Source organism: Gemmatirosa kalamazoonensis (assembly GCF_000522985.1).
Lineage (GTDB): Bacteria > Gemmatimonadota > Gemmatimonadetes > Gemmatimonadales > Gemmatimonadaceae > Gemmatirosa > Gemmatirosa kalamazoonensis.
Window position 1 is genome coordinate 298,889 of record NZ_CP007128.1, and the last position, 18,415, is coordinate 317,303.

Annotated in this window: 14 protein-coding genes; 12 read left to right on the forward strand and 2 right to left on the reverse strand. The window is 73.1% G+C overall.

Going from position 1 to position 18,415, the window contains the following annotated elements; genetic code table 11:
* Nucleotides 1–192: 192 nt before the first annotated feature.
* Nucleotides 193–696 (forward strand): MarR family winged helix-turn-helix transcriptional regulator, encoded by a 504-nt coding sequence (locus J421_RS01460; protein ID WP_025409386.1) that lies wholly within the window; start codon nt 193–195, stop codon nt 694–696.
* A complete protein-coding gene (locus tag J421_RS01465; protein WP_104022988.1) occupies nt 689–2,611 on the forward strand; it encodes a chloride channel protein in 1,923 nt (640 codons plus the stop codon). Before J421_RS01460 ends, J421_RS01465 begins: the two co-directional genes overlap by 8 nt.
* Here J421_RS01465 and J421_RS01470 read toward each other — a convergent pair.
* Nucleotides 2,608–3,429 (reverse strand): ion transporter, encoded by an 822-nt coding sequence (locus J421_RS01470; RefSeq protein WP_025409388.1) that lies wholly within the window; start codon nt 3,427–3,429, stop codon nt 2,608–2,610. The two genes, J421_RS01465 and J421_RS01470, sit on opposite strands and share 4 nt — an antisense overlap.
* Nucleotides 3,426–4,367: a GntR family transcriptional regulator gene (locus J421_RS01475; protein WP_025409389.1), complete on the reverse strand. Its 942-nt coding sequence runs from the start codon at nt 4,365–4,367 to the stop codon at nt 3,426–3,428. Before J421_RS01475 ends, J421_RS01470 begins: the two co-directional genes overlap by 4 nt.
* Nucleotides 4,368–4,649: 282 nt before the next feature.
* On the opposite strand from J421_RS01475, the gene J421_RS01480 reads away from it, so the two are divergent.
* From J421_RS01480 to J421_RS01525, 10 genes are all read left to right on the forward strand, one after another.
* Nucleotides 4,650–5,396, forward strand: coding sequence for a hypothetical protein (locus J421_RS01480; protein WP_025409390.1), 747 nt, complete (start codon nt 4,650–4,652; stop codon nt 5,394–5,396).
* Nucleotides 5,393–6,313, forward strand: coding sequence for an SMP-30/gluconolactonase/LRE family protein (locus J421_RS01485; protein ID WP_025409391.1), 921 nt, complete (start codon nt 5,393–5,395; stop codon nt 6,311–6,313). Before J421_RS01480 ends, J421_RS01485 begins: the two co-directional genes overlap by 4 nt.
* Nucleotides 6,314–6,443: 130 nt before the next feature.
* Nucleotides 6,444–8,315 (forward strand): PQQ-dependent dehydrogenase, methanol/ethanol family, encoded by a 1,872-nt coding sequence (locus tag J421_RS01490; protein ID WP_201773075.1) that lies wholly within the window; start codon nt 6,444–6,446, stop codon nt 8,313–8,315.
* Complete coding sequence (locus J421_RS01495) at nt 8,312–8,911, forward strand: c-type cytochrome (protein ID WP_104022119.1); 600 nt, start codon at nt 8,312–8,314, stop codon at nt 8,909–8,911. The genes J421_RS01490 and J421_RS01495 overlap by 4 nt, the downstream gene beginning before the upstream one ends.
* Nucleotides 8,901–10,097: a cytochrome c oxidase subunit II gene (gene coxB / locus J421_RS01500; protein WP_104022120.1), complete on the forward strand. Its 1,197-nt coding sequence runs from the start codon at nt 8,901–8,903 to the stop codon at nt 10,095–10,097. Before J421_RS01495 ends, coxB begins: the two co-directional genes overlap by 11 nt.
* Nucleotides 10,094–12,604, forward strand: a complete 2,511-nt coding sequence (ctaD, locus tag J421_RS01505; RefSeq protein WP_104022121.1) for a cytochrome c oxidase subunit I — start codon at nt 10,094–10,096, stop codon at nt 12,602–12,604. The genes coxB and ctaD overlap by 4 nt, the downstream gene beginning before the upstream one ends.
* A 3-nt stretch (nt 12,605–12,607) precedes the next feature.
* Entirely contained in the window at nt 12,608–13,078 is a 471-nt protein-coding gene (locus tag J421_RS32525) for a hypothetical protein (protein WP_104022122.1), read from the forward strand.
* Between the two features lie 180 nt (nt 13,079–13,258).
* Nucleotides 13,259–14,803 carry a trypsin-like peptidase domain-containing protein gene (locus J421_RS01515; RefSeq protein WP_158508624.1) on the forward strand — a complete coding sequence of 515 codons (1,545 nt, stop codon included), beginning with the start codon at nt 13,259–13,261 and terminating at the stop codon, nt 14,801–14,803.
* Nucleotides 14,804–14,899: 96 nt separating this feature from the next.
* A complete protein-coding gene (locus J421_RS01520) occupies nt 14,900–15,583 on the forward strand; it encodes a sterol desaturase family protein (protein WP_025409396.1) in 684 nt (227 codons plus the stop codon).
* A gap of 58 nt (nt 15,584–15,641) precedes the next feature.
* Entirely contained in the window at nt 15,642–18,371 is a 2,730-nt protein-coding gene (locus J421_RS01525; RefSeq protein ID WP_025409397.1) for a putative bifunctional diguanylate cyclase/phosphodiesterase, read from the forward strand.
* Nucleotides 18,372–18,415 lie beyond the last annotated feature (44 nt).

Sequence of the window (18,415 nt, forward strand, 5' to 3'; positions counted from 1 at the left end):
AGCTTCGTGCCCCCGTTGCCGCTTTGTAGTGCGTTATGAATCAACGACTTACGTGCCACCGGGCACCCCTCCCCGACGGGCCGGCGTCCGCTCCCGGGACCGCACTGTCCGGATCCGGACACCGTTCGACACGCCCCCCCCTCCCTTCGTAGATTGCCGGCAATGGCACTTCGATCCGAGGATTCCCCCAGAATGGACGACCCGCGTGACGACGCGGAGTCCGTCCGGGCGTTGAACGCGCTGCGTCGCCTCGTGCGCGCCCTGCGAGCCGCCGGGCGCGACGCGCGCCGCAAGCACGCCGTGACGTCGGCCCAGCTCTTCGTGCTCCGCGAGCTCGGCGCCTCGCCGGGCATGTCGCTCGGCGAGCTCGCCCAACGCGTCCATACCTCGCAGAGCACCGTCTCGGAGGTCGTCGGACGGCTCGTCGACGCGGGGCTGGTGCGGCGACGGACCCCCGCCGCCGACGGCCGTCGCCGCGAGCTGACCCTGAGCGCGCGCGGCCGCAACATCGTGGACGCGGCGCCGCCGTCCACTCAGGAGCGGCTCATCGCGTCGTTCCGCGAGCTCCCCGCGGCGCGGCGCGAGGCGATCGCCGCCGGACTCGAGGCGTGGGTCGACGCCGCGGGCCTCGCCGACGCCCCGGCCCCGATGTTCTTCGAGCGGAGCAGTGATCGGCCGCGCCGTCGCGATGGCTGATCCGGTTCAGCCCGCCTCCCGGCACGCCGCCGCCCCCGACGGCGCCATCCCCGTCGCACCCGGCCTCGAGCCGGCCGTCGAATCCTCCGTCACCGCCACGCTCCGCACCCCCGCGGAGTACGAGCCGGTGGACCGCCGCGTCGTGGCGCTCGCCGCGGTGTGCGTCGCGCTCGGCGTCGCGGCGGCGGTGCTCGCCCAGGTGCTGGTGGGGCTCATCGCGCTCGTCACGAACGTCGCGTTCCACCACCGCTTCAGCGTCACGCCCGCCTCCCCCGCCGGCCACACACTCGGCGGCTGGGTCGTCCTCGTGCCCGTGCTCGGCGCGCTCGTCGTCGGCGTCATGGCACGATGGGGCTCGGCGGCCATCCGCGGCCACGGCATCCCCGAGGTCATGGAGAAGGTGCTGTTCGGCGAGAGCCGCATCCCGGCGCGCGTGCTGTTCCTGAAGCCGCTCAGCGCCGCGGTGGCGATCGGCACCGGCGGCCCGTTCGGCGCCGAGGGGCCGATCATCGCGACCGGAGGCGCGTTGGGCTCGCTCCTCGGACAGCTCGTGCACGTCACCGCCGACGAGCGCAAGACGCTCCTCGCCGCCGGCGCGGCGGCGGGCATGTCGGCCACGTTCGGGTCGCCGGTCAGCGCGGTGCTCCTCGCCGTGGAGCTGCTGCTGTTCGAGTACCGTCCGCGCTCGCTCGTGCCGGTGGCGCTCGCCGCCGCGTCGGCCGCCGCCGCGCGCATCGCGTTCGACGGCTCGGCGCCGATGTTCCCTCTCTCCGGCGTCACGTCGCCGGGCGGCGAGGCGATGGCGTTCTACGTCCTGCTCGGCGCGCTGATCGGCGCGCTCGCCGCCGGCATCACGCGCATCACCTACGGCATCGAGGACGGCTTCGAGCGGTTCGGGCACCGATTCCACGTGCACTTCATGTGGTGGCCGGCGATCGGCGCCGTCGTCGTCGGCCTCGTGGGGCTCGTCGAGCCGCGAACGCTCGGCGTCGGCTACAACAACATCGTCGGGGCGATCGACGGGCAGATCGTGGGTCGGGCGCTCATCGCGCTCGTCGTGCTGAAGTTCGTGTCGTGGTCGATCTATCTCGGCAGCGGCACGTCGGGCGGCACGCTCGCGCCGCTGTTCACCGTCGGCGGCGGGCTGGGCGCGTGGCTCGGCGCGGCGGTCGCCGCGGCGGCGCCGTCGCTCGGCGTCGACGCCCGGGTCGCGGGGCTCGTCGGCATGGCCGCGATCTTCGCCGGCGCGTCGCACGCGCTGCTCGCGTCGATCGTGTTCGCGTTCGAGACGACCCGCCAGCCGTTAGGCCTGCTCCCGCTGCTCGGCGGCTGCTCGGCCGCGTACCTCGCGGCGCTGCTGCTGAACCGTCGGTCGATCATGACCGAGAAGCTCGCGCGCCGCGGCGCGGAGGTGCGCACGGAATACGCGGCGGACTGGCTGAGCCAGATCCTCGTCCGCGACGTCATCGCCGGACGCGCCGACATCGTCACGCTGCCGGCGAGCCGCACGCTCGCCGAGGTGCGGGCGTGGCTGCTCACCAGCACGCGCGACGCATCGCACCAGGGCTACCCGGTGGTGGACGATCTCGGGCTGCTCGTCGGCGTGCTCACGCGGCGCGACCTGCTCGCCCCCGAGGCCGACGAACGGCAGACGATCGGGGCGCTCGTGAAGCGGCCGCCGGCGATCGTGTTCACCGACAGCACGCTCCGCGACGCGGCGGACCAGATGGTGATCGAGGCGGTCGGCCGGCTCCCGGTGGTGGAGCGCCACGCGCCGCGCCGCGTGGTGGGGATCGTCTCGCGGAGCGACCTGCTCGCCGCGCACGCGCCGCGGCTGCAGGCCGCGCGCCGCCGCGGCACGCCAGCGTTCCGCATGCCGCAGCGCGCGACGGCGGCGGCCGGGCCGGATCGTTAGGCCGCGCCGTTAGGCGGGCGCACGTCGTCGCGCAGCGCGCGCACCTCGGCGCGCAGCGCGACGATCTCCGTCCGCAGCGCGTCGATCGACGCCTGGCCGGCCACCTCGGCGTCGGGGTCGTGCGCGTCGCGCCCGACGAAGAACGTCGCGAGCGCCGCCGTCACGTAGCCGAACACCGCGAAGCCGAACAGCGCCAGCAGCAGACAGAGCGCGCGTCCCTCGCCCGTGCGCGGGAAGTAGTCGCTTCCCACGGAGGTGAGCATCATCGCCGTCCACCACAGCGCGCTGCCGTAGCTGGTCAGCTCCGTGCCCGGCGCGTCGCGCTCGAACGCGTACATGCCCGCCGCGCCGGCGAGCGCCACGAGCCCGGTGAGCGCCACCACGTAGCCCATGCCGCGCCGCGCGAAGCTGCGGCCGAGCGCGCGCACGCCGCGGTTCAGCGTGCCGACCACCTTCACCAGCCGCAGGCCGCGCAGCGCCCGCAGCCCGCGGAGCGCCCGCACGGCGCGGAACGCGCGCAGCACGCGCACCGCGGGCACGAGCAGGGAGAGCGCGGTCAGCCAGTTGGCCCGCAGGTACGCGACCTTGTGCGGGGCGAGCCAGAACCGGAGCACGAAGTCGACCACGAACAGCGCCCAGATCGTGGTGCCCACCGCCTGCAGGAACGGCGACAGGCCGCGCGTGAACTCGACGACGAACAGCGCGAGCCACGCGAAGCTGAGCACCACCATCGGCTTCTCGAGCCACGCCTCCAGCTCGCCCAGCGCGTGCCACCGCTCCGCGGTCTCGGCGGGGTGCGCCGTGGTGTCGCCCGTCACGCGTGCGCTCCCGCGAGCGCGGCCATGTTCGCGCGCACGAGGAACGTGAGCAGCGCGCGGGCCGCGTCGTCCGACAGGAAGCGGTGCGGCTGGATCGGCCGCCCGGGACCGGAGCGCCCGCCGAGCAGCGCCGCGACGCGCTCGCGCGCGCTCGTCATCACGAACGTCGGCGCGTCGTCGGGGATCGTCGACAGATCGTCGCGGTCGACGACGAGCACGTGCACGCGCTCCGCCGGGCCTAACGGTCCGAGCATGCGGCGCAGCTTCGCCTCGAAGCGCGGGTCGGTGGCGACGTAGTACACCGGCCCCTCGCGCATCCCGCGCGCGACGTCATCCATGACGTCCGGGCGCAGCGAGACGGCGATCCACGGCTTGCCGAGCCGGTCGGCGACCGCCTGCACCTCGGTGGCGTGATAGAGCGTCGTCACGAGCACGTCGGCGCGGCGCGCGGCGAGCGGCGTCTCGGCCCCGCGCAGGTCGTCGACCTCCACGCTCTCGGAGACGAAGCCGTGGTCCTCGGCGAGCTCGGAGCACAGCAGGTGGAGCTGGTCGCGGTTGCACTCGATGCACGCCGCGCGCACGCGGCGCGTCTCCAGCGCGCGCCGCACGTACTCCGAGACCTCGCGCGGCGCGAGCCCCCGCGCGCGCGCCTGGACGAGCATCGCGACGAGCCACCCCGCGAGGTCCGGCAGGCCGCCGCCGCCCGCCGGATGCGGCGGGACGACGTAGGCGCCGGAGCGTGGCCGCAGCTCGACGAACCCCTCGTCGGCGAGCGTCCGCAGCGCGGCGAGCACCACCCGCTCGTTCACGCCGAACTCCGCGGCGAGCGCGCGCGTGCTCGGCAGCCGCTGCCCCCCGCGGAGCCGGCCGACGTGGAGCCCGCTCACGATCCGATCCCGCAGCGCGTCCGCCACCCCGTCGCGTCCGATGCGCGGCATGCCGTGTCTCCTCCATGTCGGGTGCGCGCTCGGGCCTGCCACTCCCGTGCCGCGAGCGCGAGCTGCTGTGCCGGGTGTGCACCAATGAGCGTTAAGATCGTTAATTACTGTACATGGAGTGCAGCAGTTGGCGCGCGGTATGCGATGCCTCCACGTGGCCGGCGCTCCGGCGGCCATCGCAGAACCCGCCCGGCTCGGGGACGCGAGCGGCACCGGGGCGGCCCGGCCGCTACGCCGCACCGCGCGGCGTAGCGATTCGGTCCAGCAGTCCGCAGGTGTCGCATGTCGAAGTCGTACCCAACCCGCGCGTGGCTCATGGCGGCGCTCGTCGCCGCCGGCGCGGCCGGCACCACGGTGGGCGCCGCGCCCGCCGCCGCCCAGTCGCCAGCGCCGCACTGCCGCGTGCTGTGCGCGCCGAGCGTCACCGCGATGCCAGGGCTGCTGCGCACGCACCTCGCGCACGGCCCGGTCGTGCAGAGCGCCGGCGGCGCGGCGCACCGGCTCCCCTCGTCGTCCGCGCTGGAGCTCATCCTCGCCGCCGCCGCGCGCACCGCGATACAGCGCGTGAGTCTGTTCGGCAGCGTGCAGTGGCTGCCGAACGCCGGCGAGGCGCGCAACCCGTTCACGCTCTACACGGCGAACGAGCTCGGTGGGCACGTGCACGCCAACGCGCCGACGCTCACGATCGGCGGTTCGGTGTCGCTGCTCGACGCGTCGGCCTCGCGCGGGCTGCTCGACGTCGCGGCGAACGTCGGCGATCTGTTCAGCCAGGCCGCGCGTCCGCGGGACCGCGCCGCGTACACGCACAAGCTCGACCTCGACCTCGTCGCGCACGCGCACGTGTTCCGCGCCGCACCGCGGTACACGTACCTGCACGCCGCCTCGGTGTTCGGGATTCTCGACTACGTGGCCACGGGGCTGCCGAAGGCGGGCGACGAGGTGCCCACCGGCCGGCACTTCGTGACCGATGCGCGGCCGCTCGCGCTCATCGTGGGGCTCGCGCTCCCGCTCGCGGAGTCGCAGCGATGAGCGCACATCGGCTTCTGTCGTTAGGCGCCGCGCTCGGCGCCGTCGCGTCGAGCGGCTGTCGCGCCCCGGCCACGCTCACGCCCAGCGCGCCCGACGTGGTGTCGGTGGCGAACGCCGGCCTCCAGGGGCCGGAGAACCTCGTGTACGACTCCGCCGCCGACGTGTTCCTCGTGAGCAACGTCGCGGGCGACGGCGGCACGCGCGATGGCAACGGCTTCATCAGCCGAGTCGCGCCGGACGGGCGCGTGCTGGATCTGAAGTGGATTGCCGGCGGCGTGCGCGGCGCGACGCTCGACGCGCCGAAGGGGCTCGCGATCCGCGGCGACACGCTCGCCGTCGCGGACCTCGGCGGCGTGCACGAGTTCGACCGCCGCACCGGTGCGCCGCTGCGCACGGTGGCGCTGCCGGGATGGATGATGAACGACGTGCTGTTCGCGCCCGACGGCTCGATGTGGGTGACCGACACGGGCCCCGACCGCACGACGACGCCGCCCGACACGACGCGCGACGTGGACGCGGTGTGGCGCGTGGCGCCGGACGGCCGCGTCGTCGCGATCGCGCGGGGGCTCGCGCTCGGCCGCCCGGACGGCATCACGCGCGACGGCGGCGGGGTGCTCGTCACGACGTTCGGCGCGAACCGGCTTGAGCACGTCGGCGGCGCGGTGCCGTCGCGATGGGACACGGCGCGCACGCTGCCGGCCGGGCGCGACGACGGGCTGCGTCGGCTCCCCGACGGCTCGCTGCTCGTGACGAGCTGGGATGCGAAGGCCGTGTGGCGCGTCGCGCTCGACGGCTCGGTGACGCCGCTGCTCACCGGCGTCACGTCGCCCGCCGGCGTCGCGCTCGACACGCGCCGCCACCGGCTCGCCGTCACCTCGATGCAGGGGAACGCGCTCTACCTGCTCCCCATCCGTTAGGAGGATCCCGATGTCGCGCCATCGCTCGGCGTCTCACGCGGAGCCGCGGAGAACGCGGAGAACTGCAACTTCCGGTTTGGCCTTCACCGCGTTCTCCGCGGCTCCGCGTGAGATCCGCACGTGGACGATGATGCTCGCCCTGCATGCCGGCGCACTCGCGTTAGGCGCTTGCGGCACGCGCGACGCCGCCGGCCGCACCCCCGACTCGGCGCGCGTCACCGCCGCGTCGAGCGGCGACGTGGCGCTCCCGGCGATCGCGGCGCGCGGCGCGGCCTGGCTGCCGCCCGGCGCGGGCGACGGCGACTGGCTGATGCCGTCGCGCGACTACGGCGGCACGCGCTACTCGCCGCTCGCCGAGGTCACCACGGCGAACGCGAGCCAGCTGCAGCTCGCGTGGACGTTCGACGACGGCGAGTCGCACTACGGCCACGAGATGACGCCGCTCGTGGCGAACAACACGATGTACATCGTCTCGCCGTTCCCGAACCGCGCGTACGCGCTCGACCTCACGAAGCCCGGCGCGCCGGTGAAGTGGACGTTCGAGCCGAACCCGAGCCCCATCGCGATCGGCAAGGCGTGCTGCGACGCGGTGAACCGCGGCGCCGCGCTCTACGACGGGAAGCTGATCTACAACCTGCTCGACGATCACACCGTCGCCGTCGACGCCGCCACCGGCAAGGAGCTGTGGCGCACGAAGCTCGCGAACGTGGAGGACGGCACGACGATGACCATGGCGCCGCTCGTCGCCGACGGCAGAGTCTACGTGGGCAACTCGGGCGGCGAGATGGGCGTCGCCGGCTGGCTCGCCGCGCTCGACGCGAGCACCGGCAAGGAGCTGTGGCGCGCGTACTCCGTCGGCCCCGACTCCATGGTGCGCATCGGCGCCGAGTTCGCGCCGTTCTACCCGTGGCTCAGGGGCAAGGATCTCGGCGCCACCTCGTGGCCCGCCGGCGCGTGGAAGCACGGCGCGGGCGCGGTGTGGGGGTGGGTGAGCTACGATCCCGAGACGAAGTGGATCTACTACGGCACGAGCAACACCGGGCCGTGGAACGCCGACCAGCGCCCGGGGCTCAACCTGTGGACGAGCGGCGTGTTCGCGCGGAACGCCGACGACGGCATGGCGCGCTGGGCGTACGTGTTCACGCCGCACAACGAGTGGGACTACGACGGCGTGAACGAGAACGTGCTCGTCGACCTGCCGATCCAGGGCGAGACGCGCAAGGTGATGGTGCAGTTCAACCGCAACGGCTTCGCGTACACGATCGACCGCCGCACGGGCCAGGTGCTCGTCGCCGCGCCGTTCGGGCACGAGAACTGGTCGACCGGCGTCGACCTGACGACCGGGATGCCTAACGTGGTCCCCGAGAAGCACACGGTGCCGCCGGGCCGCTGGGTGCGCGACATCTGCCCGGCCGACATCGGCGTGAAGGACTTCGAGCCGTCGGCGTTCTCGCCGCGCACGGGGTGGTTCTACGTCACCGTGCAGAACATCTGCATGGACTACAAGGGACGCGAGGTGGGCTACATTGCCGGCACGCCGTACTGGGGCGCGCAGATGACGCGGCACGTCGGGCCCGGCGGCAACTACGGCGAGTTCGTCGCGTTCGACGCCGCGACGGGCAAGAAGATGTGGGGGATTCCCGAGCCGTTCCTCACGTACAGCGGCGCGCTCGTCACCGCCGGCGACGTCGCGTTCTACGGCACGGTGGACGGCTGGTTCCGCGCCGTGGACGCGCGCACGGGCAAGGTGCTGTGGTCGCGCAAGCTCGGCTCGGGGATCATCAGCGCGCCGATGACGTACCGCGCGCCGGACGGCCACCAGTACGTCGCGGTGGCCGCGGGCGTCGGCGGCGGCGCGATGACGACGCAGAGCCAGCCCGGGTTCCCGGCGCGCGGCAGCACGTACTACGTCTTCACGTTGGGCGCCAACATCCCCGCGACGGCGACGCCGGCGCCGGGCGACCAGTCGGGCGCCCCCAAGAAGCAGGGAGGGAAGCCATGACACGCGCCAGCATCGCCCTCGCGGCGTGCCTAACGCTGTTGGGCGCCTGTCGTCGCGACACGCAGGACGTGCGCGGCGGCGAGGTCGGCGACCGCACCCTCCCGCAGCGGCAGCCGCTGCCGCTGCACGCCGCCGACACCACCGGCCTCCCCGACGAGGGGGTGCTCGCGCGCGTCGCCATCGGCGACCTGGCGGGCGTCGGCAACAACACGCTCGACGCGACGGTGACGAACCCGTACGCGAGCGACGCCGCCGCCGTCGCGCAGGGGCGCGACACGTTCGTGGGGATGAACTGCGCCGGGTGCCACGGCTACGACCTGAAGGGCGGCATGGGCCCCGACCTCACCGACACGTACTGGCGCTACGGCGGCTCGCCGGCGGACATCTACAAGTCGATCTTCGAGGGGCGCCCGCAGGGGATGCCGGCGTGGGGACGCTCCGTCCCGCCGGCGCAGATCTGGAAGCTCGTCGCCTACATCCAGTCGAAGGGCGGCGCCTACCCCGGCCGCCTCGCCGACCGTGGCCGCCAGGGCGACCTCGGCGACGAGGACACGACGTCGTTCTCGACGCTGAAGGGGCGGAACAATGCGCACTGACGCGCGCCACGGCCCGGCGAGTCGCGTGGCGCGATCGAGCTCGCGCCGGTCGGGACTCCACGTACGAGTTTGCGGAGGACTGAAGAAGGACTTCGAAGGACTGAAGAAGGACGACAACAAAGAACTTGCAGTTGGTCCTTCTTCAGTCCCTTTTCAGTCCTTCTTCAGTCCCACGAAACCTCGTACGTGGAGTCATGGAATCGCGCGCCTGACGGCCCTGCTCACCCTCGCCGCCTGTAACGGCACCACGTCGTACCTCGACGCGACCGGCTCGGCGGGACGGAGCGAGGCCACGCTCGGCCGGTGGCTCACGGCCACGGCGTGCGCGGTGGTGCTCCTCGTGTGCGTCGCGATCGTTGCCGGCATGGCGCGCCGGCGCGGCGAGCGCGACGAGGGCACCGGACGCCGCGAGGTGAAGTCGGGGCTCGGCTGGATCTACGTCGGTACCGCGGTCACGGTCGCCGTGCTGCTCGTCGCCTACGCCGGCACGATGGCGACGCTCGCCGCCGCGAGCCGCCCGCCGTACACCCCGCCGCTCGTGATGGACGTCATCGCGCACCAGTGGTGGTGGGAGATCCGCTACTCCGATCCGGCGCGCCCGGAGCTCGGCTTCACGACAGCGAACGAGGTGCATCTTCCCGTCGGCGTGCCGGTGCGCGTGCGCCTGCACTCGGCCGACGTGATCCACTCGTTCTGGCTGCCGCAGATCGCCGGCAAGACCGACGTCATCCCGGGGCAGACGAACGAGACGTGGGTGGAGGCCGAGCGTCCCGGCACGTCGCGCGGCATGTGCGGCGAGTACTGCGGCCTGCAGCACGCCGAGATGGCGCTCGCCGTCACCGCCGAGCCGCGGGTGGCGTTCGACCGGTGGGCGCAGGCGCGGCGCGCGGAGGCCGCCGTGCCTAACGACGGCGTGGCTTCCGCCGGCGCGCACGTGTTCGCGCGCTCGTGCGGCGTCTGCCACGCGGTGGCGGGCACGATGGCGTTAGGCAGGGTCGGCCCCGACCTCACCCATATCGCGTCGCGCCCGACGATCGGCGCCGGCGCGCTGGAGAACACGCCGGCCAACCTCGCGCGCTGGATCCACGACGCGCCGAGCGTGAAGGAGGGCGTGCGCATGCCCGCGATGCCGCTCGACGCGGCCGAGCTGCGCGCCGTGGTCGCCTACCTGGAGACGCTGCGATGAGCGCCGCGCCCGTCCTGCCCACGGTCACCGTCGACCGCGCGCCGCTCGAGCGGCTGCGCGAGACGTGGGAGACGCCGCGCGGATGGCGCGGGTGGCTCTCCACGGTGGACCACAAGACCATCGGCCTGCGCTACCTCGTGACGTCGATCGCGTTCCTCGTGATCGGCGGCGCGGAGGCGCTGCTCATGCGCGCGCAGCTCGCGGTGAGCGGCCAGCACCTGCTCACCGCCGGCTGGTACGACCAGCTGTTCAGCATGCACGGCGTGACGATGATCTTCCTCTACGCCGCGCCGGTGCTGTCGGGGTTCAGCAACTACCTGTGGCCGCTCATGCTCGGGTCGCGCGACATGGCGTACCCGCGGCTGAACGCGCTGTCGTACTGGACGTACCTCGTCGCCGGGATCTTCCTGTACACGAGCCTTCCGTTGGGCGCGATGCCGAACGCCGGCTGGTTCGACTACGTGCCGTTCGCGGCGCGCGAGTTCGATCCCGGGCTGAACGTGGACTTCTACGCGCTGACGCTGCTGCTGCTCGCCGTGTCGACGACGGTGGGGTCGATCAACTTCGTCACCACCCTGTTCAAGACGCGGGCGCCGGGGATGTCGCTCAACCGGCTGCCGATCCTCGTGTGGGGCACGCTCACCGCCTCGTTCGCGAACCTGTTCGCGCTGCCGGCACTCTCCGCCGCGGCGGTGATGCTGTTCCTCGACCGGCGCGTCGGCACGCACTTCTTCGACGCGGCCGCCGGTGGGCATCCGCTGCTCTGGCAGCACCTGTTCTGGATGTTCGGCCATCCGTGGGTGTACGTCGTCGTGCTGCCCGCGATGGGAATCGTGAGCGACGCGCTGCCGACGTTCTGCCGCCGGCCGCTCGTCGGCTACACGTTCGTCGCGCTCGCCACCGTGACGACGGGGATCCTCGGCTTCGGCGTGTGGCTCCACCACATGTTCGCGACCGGGATCCCGCCGCTCGCGCTCGCGTTCTTCGGCGCGTCGAGCATCTTCATCACGATCCCGAGCGCGGTGGCGGTGTTCGCGTGGCTCGCCACGCTGTGGGACGGCCAGCCGTGGTATCCCGCGGCGATGAAGTTCATGCTCGGCTTCATCGCGCTGTTCGTCATCGGCGGCGTGAGCGGCGTGATGACGGCCGCCGTCCCGTTCGACTGGCAGCTCACCGACACGTACTTCGTCGTCGCGCACCTGCACTACGTGCTCGTGGGGATCAACGTGTTCCCCGTGGTCGCCGGCGTGTACTACTGGTTCCCGAAGTTCACCGGCCGGCTGATGGACGAGACGTTGGGCACGTGGAACTTCTGGACGATGTTCGTCGGCGCGAACCTCGTGTTCTTCCCGATGCACATCGTCGGGCTGTTGGGCATGCCGCGGCGCATCTACACGTATCCGGCGGGGCTCGGGTGGGACGCGTACAACACGGTGGAGACGGTCGGCGCGTTCCTGTTCGCGCTCGGCGTGGTGCTGTTCGCGGTGAACGTGCTGCGCAGCCGCCGCGGCGGCGCGCTGGCGGGCGCGAACCCGTGGGACGCGCCGACGCTCGAGTGGAGCGTGCCGTCGCCGCCGCCGCCGTACAACTTCGCCGTGCTGCCGACGATCGGCAGCCGGCATCCGCTATGGGAGAGCCGCCTCGAGGAAGGCTCGGCGCGCTCGGTGCTCGACCGCGGTCCCGTGCTCGCCGACGGCCGCGAGACGTTCGCCACGACGCCGCTCGACGCCGAGGCCACGGCGGTGATGCGCATGCCCGAGGACTCGTACGCGCCGGTGCTGCTCGCCGCCTCGCTCGGCGTCGTCGCGTACGGACTGCTGTTCTCGCTGCTCTGGCTCGCCGCGTTAGGCACCGTGGGCACGGCGGCGTGCGCGATCGCGTGGCTGTGGCCCGATGCGGCGACGGCGTTCGTCGGCACGGAGGTCACGTCGTTCGGAGAGCTGCCGGTAGGCGCGAGCGGGCGCCGGAGCGTCGGGTGGTGGGGGATGGCCGGGGCGGTGGCCACCGAGGGCGCCTTCTTCGCCTACCTGCTGTTCTCCTACTTCTATCTCGCGTCGATGTCGGGGAACGCGTGGCCGAGCGCGATGCCGGGATTCGGGCTGCCGCTGCTGAACACCGCGATCCTGCTCGCGTCGAGCGTCGTGGTGTGGTGGGCGGAGCGCGGCGCGCGCGTGGGCGCGACCGCGCGGCTGCGCACCGGCCTCGCCATCGCGATCGCGCTCGGCGTGGCGTTCCTCGCGCTGCAGGCCGTGGAGTACGGCCGCGAGCGGGCATCGGCGACGCACGACGCGTACGGCTCGCTGTTCTACACCATCACCGGCTTCCACGGCGCGCACGTGCTCGTGGGGCTCGTCATGCTCGCGGTGGTCCTCGTGCGCGCGCTGCGCGGGCACTTCGCGGCGCGGCGGCACGAGGCGGTGACGAACGTCGCGCTGTACTGGCACTTCGTGGACGCGGTGTGGCTCGCCGTGTTCACGTCGCTCTACGTGAGCCCGCACCTGAGGTGAGCGATGGCGACGGCAGCGCACGATGGATCGGGCGACGCGCATCCGGCCCCGGCGCGCGCACGCGCGGGACTCGCGGCGCTCGCGTTCGGCTTGTTCGGCGGACCGGCGGCATGGAGCGTCCAGACGCTCGTGAATCTCCCCGTCGCCGCGCACGGCTGCTTTCCGCGGCTTGCGCCGCTCGCCGGTGCGGCGAGCGGCGTGCGCGGGGTGGCGCTCGCGGTGAGCGCGGCGGCGATCGTCGTCGCCGCGGCGGCCGGCGCGGTGGCGTGGCGCACGTGGGCGCGGACGCGCGAGGAGCACCAGGCGGGGGCCGGCCGGGGCGCCGCGCACGCGCCGGAGACGGCGCTGCTCGAGACGGGTGAGGGCCGCACGCGGTTCCTGGCGCTGGCCGGCGTGCTCACCAGTCTCACGTTCCTCCTGGTGAGCGTCGCCCACGCGGGGGCCGTGCTGTTCGTCCCACCGTGCGGCGTCTGAGTCACCCGGCCCTTGCCCGCGCGGCGCCGTCTGACATCTTGGCAGGCAACCACGGCACGGCACCGGCGTGTCGATTCGGGGTAGATTCCGTTGGAACGGACAGCACGGTTACACCAATTCAGGCGAGGCATTCACGTCATGCGTGGTACTCTGCTCTCCCGCGCGACCGCCTCTACCGCGGTGCGCGTAGTCGCCGCCACGGTGCTCGGTGTCGGCGGCACGCTCGCGTTCAAGTACGCTCCGGCGCAGATCGCGTCGATGACCGGCCAGACGCCGGCGACCCTCACCGCCCCGGCGGCGACGCCCGGTGCCGGCGGTCCACAGGATTCCGGCTTCGTGAAGATCGCCCGGCAGGTGACGCCGGCGGTCGTCTACATCGAGAACGAGGGCGCGCCCCGCGTCGCGTCGCGCGACAACGGCGGCGGCGACGTCCCGCCGGGGCTGCGCGACCTGCTGCCGCGCGGCTTCCAGCTCGTGCCGCCGGGCGGGCGCGGCGGCCGCGCGCCGATCCAGCGCTCCTCCGGCTCGGGGTTCATCGTCTCGTCGGACGGTGAGATCCTGACGAACAACCACGTCGTCGAGGACGCGAACCGGCTCCTCGTCACGCTCTACGACCGGCGCATCTACCCGGCGCGCGTGATCGGCCGCGACCCGTCGACCGACGTCGCGCTCATCAAGATCGACGCGACGGGGCTGCCGACGCTGCCGCTCGGCGACGACGCCGCGGTGCAGGTCGGCCAGCCGGTGCTCGCGATCGGCGCGCCGCTCGGCCTGCGCTCCACGGTGACGTCGGGCATCATCAGCGCGAAGGAGCGCGGGGGCGACCTCTCGAACCTGTTCAGCTCCCAGCTCGCGATTGCCGACTTCCTGCAGACCGACGCCGTCATCAACCCCGGGAACTCGGGCGGCCCGCTGCTCGACATGGACGGGCGGGTGATCGGCATCAACAGCGCGATCGAGAGCCCCACCGGCGTGTACGCGGGCTACGGCTTCGCCGTGCCGGCCTCCATCGCGCGCATCGCGATGGACCAGTTCCACAAGTACGGCCGCGTGCGGCGCGCCATCCTCGGCGTCTCCATCACGGACGTGAAGGCGGAGGACGCGCTCGCCGCCGGGATGAAGGAGATCCGCGGCGCGCTCGTGAGCGGCTTCCAGGAGGGGAGCCCGGCGGAGAAGGCGGGGCTGAAGCAGGGCGACATCATCGTCTCGGTCGACAACAAGCCGATCTCCAGCGTCGCCGCGCTGCAGCGCACGATCTACGGCTACCAGCCCGGCCAGACGGTGACGCTCGCCTACGCGCGCTACGGCACGCAGGGCACGGCGCGCGTGCCGCTGCAGGAGGCGCCGCCGGAGAAGGAGACGGTCGCCGCCAACGACGCCGGCGAGCCGCGCAGCAACGCGACGCCAGCGGGACGTCTTGGCGTCTCGGTGGAACCGCTCACCCCCGAGCTGGCGACCCAGGCGCGCGTCACGAACAGCAGCATTCACGGCCTGCTCGTGAGCGAGGTGAAGGAGACGGGCCCCGCGCGCGGCCATCTCATCGAGGGCGACGTCATCGTCGCGGTGATCGGCCGCGGCGGCGTCCAGCGGCAGATCACGTCGGGCGCGCAGCTCAAGGACGCGGTCGACAACGCGCCGGGCGTCATCAGCCTGCTCGTCTACAACTCGCGCCTCAGCGTCGGCGCGGCGGGCACCCGCGTGGTGAACGTGCCGCTGAACCAGTAAGGCCAGGGCAGGAGGGCACGAGGGCAGGAGGGCAGGAGAGCCCGAAGCTCTCCTGCCCTCCTGCCCTTTCTGCCCTCCTGCCCTAATATGTGCCCCATGCCCGAGCACTACGTCTCGAACGCCGACGTGTCCGTGCGGATGTTCCGCAGCGGGTTCCTCGAGCGGTTCAGTCACGTGCATCCGGCGGTGCCGCACGTGATCTACGTGCCGCTCGTCGCGGGGCTGCTGTGGACGGCGCGGACGACGCGAGGGACGACGGCGCTGCTGTTCGTCGCCGGCCTGCTGCTGTGGACGCTCGCCGAGTACCTGCTGCACCGGCACGTCTTCCACGCGCCGGACCACATCATGGCCGAGACGCACGACGTGGTGGCGCGGCTCGCGCCCGACGAGCCGGTGCTCCCCGCGCTGCCGAGCTGGCGCCACCGCTCGTACTTCATCGCCCACGGCGTGCACCACGAGTATCCGAGCGATTCCAGCCGGCTCGTCATGCCGCCGGGGGCGAGCGTGCCGATCGCGATCGGGACGTGGCTGCTGTTCCGCGCGGTCCTCGGCCCGCTGCACGCGCCGGCACCGTTCGCCGGCTTCGTCGCCGGGTACCTCGTGTACGACACGACGCACTACGCCGTGCACCACTTCGGCATGCCGACGCCGTGGGGCCGCTACCTGAAGAAGCGCCACGCCCGGCACCACTACGTCGACACGGACAGCGACTACGGCGTGAGCTCGCCGCTCTGGGACGTCGTGTTCGGGACGTTCACCCGCTTCGAGCGGCGACCCTGACCCCGTAGCAGCGTCGCAGCCTCAAGGTCGTCGTCGGACCGGCCGATGTTAGTACACGATGCCCGCGCCGTCCGACGTCCCCGCCACGCGCCACGCCCCGGTGCGCGACCGCCTCGGCGCGGCGTTCCAGGCGGTCGTCGTCGCCACGGCGGCCGCGGCGCTCCTGCTCTGGGGCTGGCGGTTCGCTCCCGGCGGCGATGCGGCGGCGAAGGCGCAGCTCTGCGCGAACGCGCTCGTGCCGCTCGGGGTCGGCCTGGTCGTCGTGCTCTGGCTCGCGCCGCGCCGCGCGGACGTGGATCGGCGGGCGCGGCGGGCGTGGCGCGACCTCGCCGCCGCGGTGACGGTCTGGTGGCTCGCCGGCGTGCTGTGGGAGCTGCTCGGCCGCCCGCCGCTCTCCGCCGCGGACGGCGTGCAGCTGCTCTTCTTCCCGCTCGTCCTGCTCGGCGTCCTGCGCTTTCCCGCGGCGCCGCTCGAGCGCGAGGAGCGACTGCGCGTGTGGCTCGACACGGCGATGGTGCTGTCGAGCGGCGCGGCGGTGGTGTGGTACCTCGCGCTCTGGCCGGCGATCGCGCGCGGCGACGACCTCGCGCAGCTCGTGGTCAACACGCTCTACCCGCTCGGCGACGTCGTGCTGCTGTTCGCGGCGTACGTGGCCCTCCGCCGCGGCGGCGGCGCGACGCGCGGCGCGGTACGCTGGGCCGCGGCCGGCCTGCTTTCGCGCTTCGCGGGCGACCTGCTGTACCTGCGGCAATCATTCACCGGCGCGTACGACCCGGGTGGGCTCAGTGACCTGATGTGGCTGCTGGGATGCCTGATGCTCGCCGCCGGTGCGTGCGCGCAGCGGCGCGCCAGCGAGCCCGCCGCCGAGGAGCGCACCGCGCCGCAGACGCGCGCGAGCCTGCTGCCGTACGTCAGCGCGGTGCTGCTGCTCGTGTTCTTCGCCGTCGCGGTCGGCGGCGCGTGGACGCCGCGCACGCTGGTGCTGCTCGCAGCCACGATCGTCGTCACGTCGCTCGTGTTCGTGCGCCAGTACATGGTCGGGCGCGAGCACGTGCGGCTGCAGGGCGCGCGCGTGCGGCTCGAGGCGGAGCGCGCGGGCGAGGCGCGGTTCCGCACGCTCGTGCAGAACTCGTCGGACCTCATTCTCATCGTCGACGGCCGCGGGATCGTGCGCTTCGCGAGCCCGTCGCTCGAGCGCATGCTCGGCGTGCGCCCGGAGGACGCGGAGGGGCAGCCGCTCGTGACGTTCGTGCACCCCGACGACGCGGCCGACGCGGCGGAGGCGCTGGCCGTGACGCGCAGCGAGCACCGCACGTTCGGCCCGTCGCAGTACCGCGTGAGCGGCGACGGCGCGACGTGGCGCGCCGTGGAGTGCATGGCGGAGAACCTGTACGACGATCCGGCCGTGCGCGGAGTGCTGATCACGGTGCGCGACGTCACGGAGCGCGCGCGGCTCGAGGCGCAGCTCATCCACCAGGCGTTCCACGATCCGCTCACGGGGCTCGCGAACCGCGCGCTGTTCCGCGACCGCGTGGAGCATGCGCTCGCGCGCGAGGGGCGCGACCCTCACGGCGTGGTGGCGCTGTTCCTCGACCTCGACGACTTCAAGACGGTGAACGACTCGTTGGGCCACCGCGAGGGCGACCGTCTGCTCGCCGTCGTCGCCGACCGGCTGCTGAACGCGACGCGCGGCTGCGACACCGTGGCGCGACTCGGCGGCGACGAGTTCGGCGTGCTGCTCGAGAACGCGCACGCCGACGCCGACGCGGTGATCGTCGCCGAGCGCATCGTGAACTCGGTGCGCGTGCCGATCACGCTCGCCGGGCAGGACGTGAGCGTGGGGGCGAGCGTCGGGATCGCGCGTGCACGCTCGACCGACGGCGCCGAGGAGCTGCTTCGCAACGCCGACGTCGCGATGTACCGCGCGAAGCAGCGCGGCAAGAGCACGTACGAGATCTTCGCGCCCGCGATGCACGCCGCGGTCGTGGACCGGATGGAGCTGGAAGGCGATCTGCGCCGCGCCGTGGCGGACGACTGCGCGGAGATGCGCGTCCACTACCAGCCGATCGTGGAGCTGGCCGACGGCAAGGTGGCGGGGCTCGAGGCGCTGGTGCGCTGGCAGCACCCGCGGCGCGGGCTGGTGCAGCCCACGGTGTTCATCCCCGCGGCGGAGTCCACGGGGCTCATCGTGCCGTTAGGCCGGTGGGTGCTGCGCGAAGCGTGCGCGCAGGCGGCGCGGTGGCAGGCCGCGCGGCACGCCGCCGACCCGCTGGCGCCGCCGCTCACCATCACGGTGAACCTCTCGGCGCGGCAGCTCCAGGACCCATCGCTCGCCGACGACGTGCGTGCCGCGCTCGACGACGCGGGGCTCCCGCCGCACGCGCTGGTGCTGGAGATCACGGAGAGCGTGATCATCGCCGAGCCGTCGGCCGCGCTCGCGACACTGGCCGCGGTGAAGGCGCTCGGCGTGCGGCTCGCGATCGACGACTTCGGCACCGGCTACTCGTCGCTCGGCTACCTCCAGCAGTTCCCCGTCGACGTGCTGAAGATCGACAAGGCGTTCGTCGACGGCGTGACCCGCGGCGGCCCGCGCGCGGCGCTCACGCGCACGATCGTGGCGCTGGGCGACTCGCTCGCGTTGCACTGCGTTGCCGAGGGGATCGAGGACGAGCTGCAGCGCCGCCACCTGCAGGCGCTGGGCTGCGGCTACGGGCAGGGGTTCCTGTTCGCGCGGCCCCTGCCGGCGGACGAGATCGAGGCGATGATCTGCGACGGCGTGGCTGCGTAGCTGCGTGGCTGCGTGACGGCTCAACGCAGCCACGCAGCCACGCA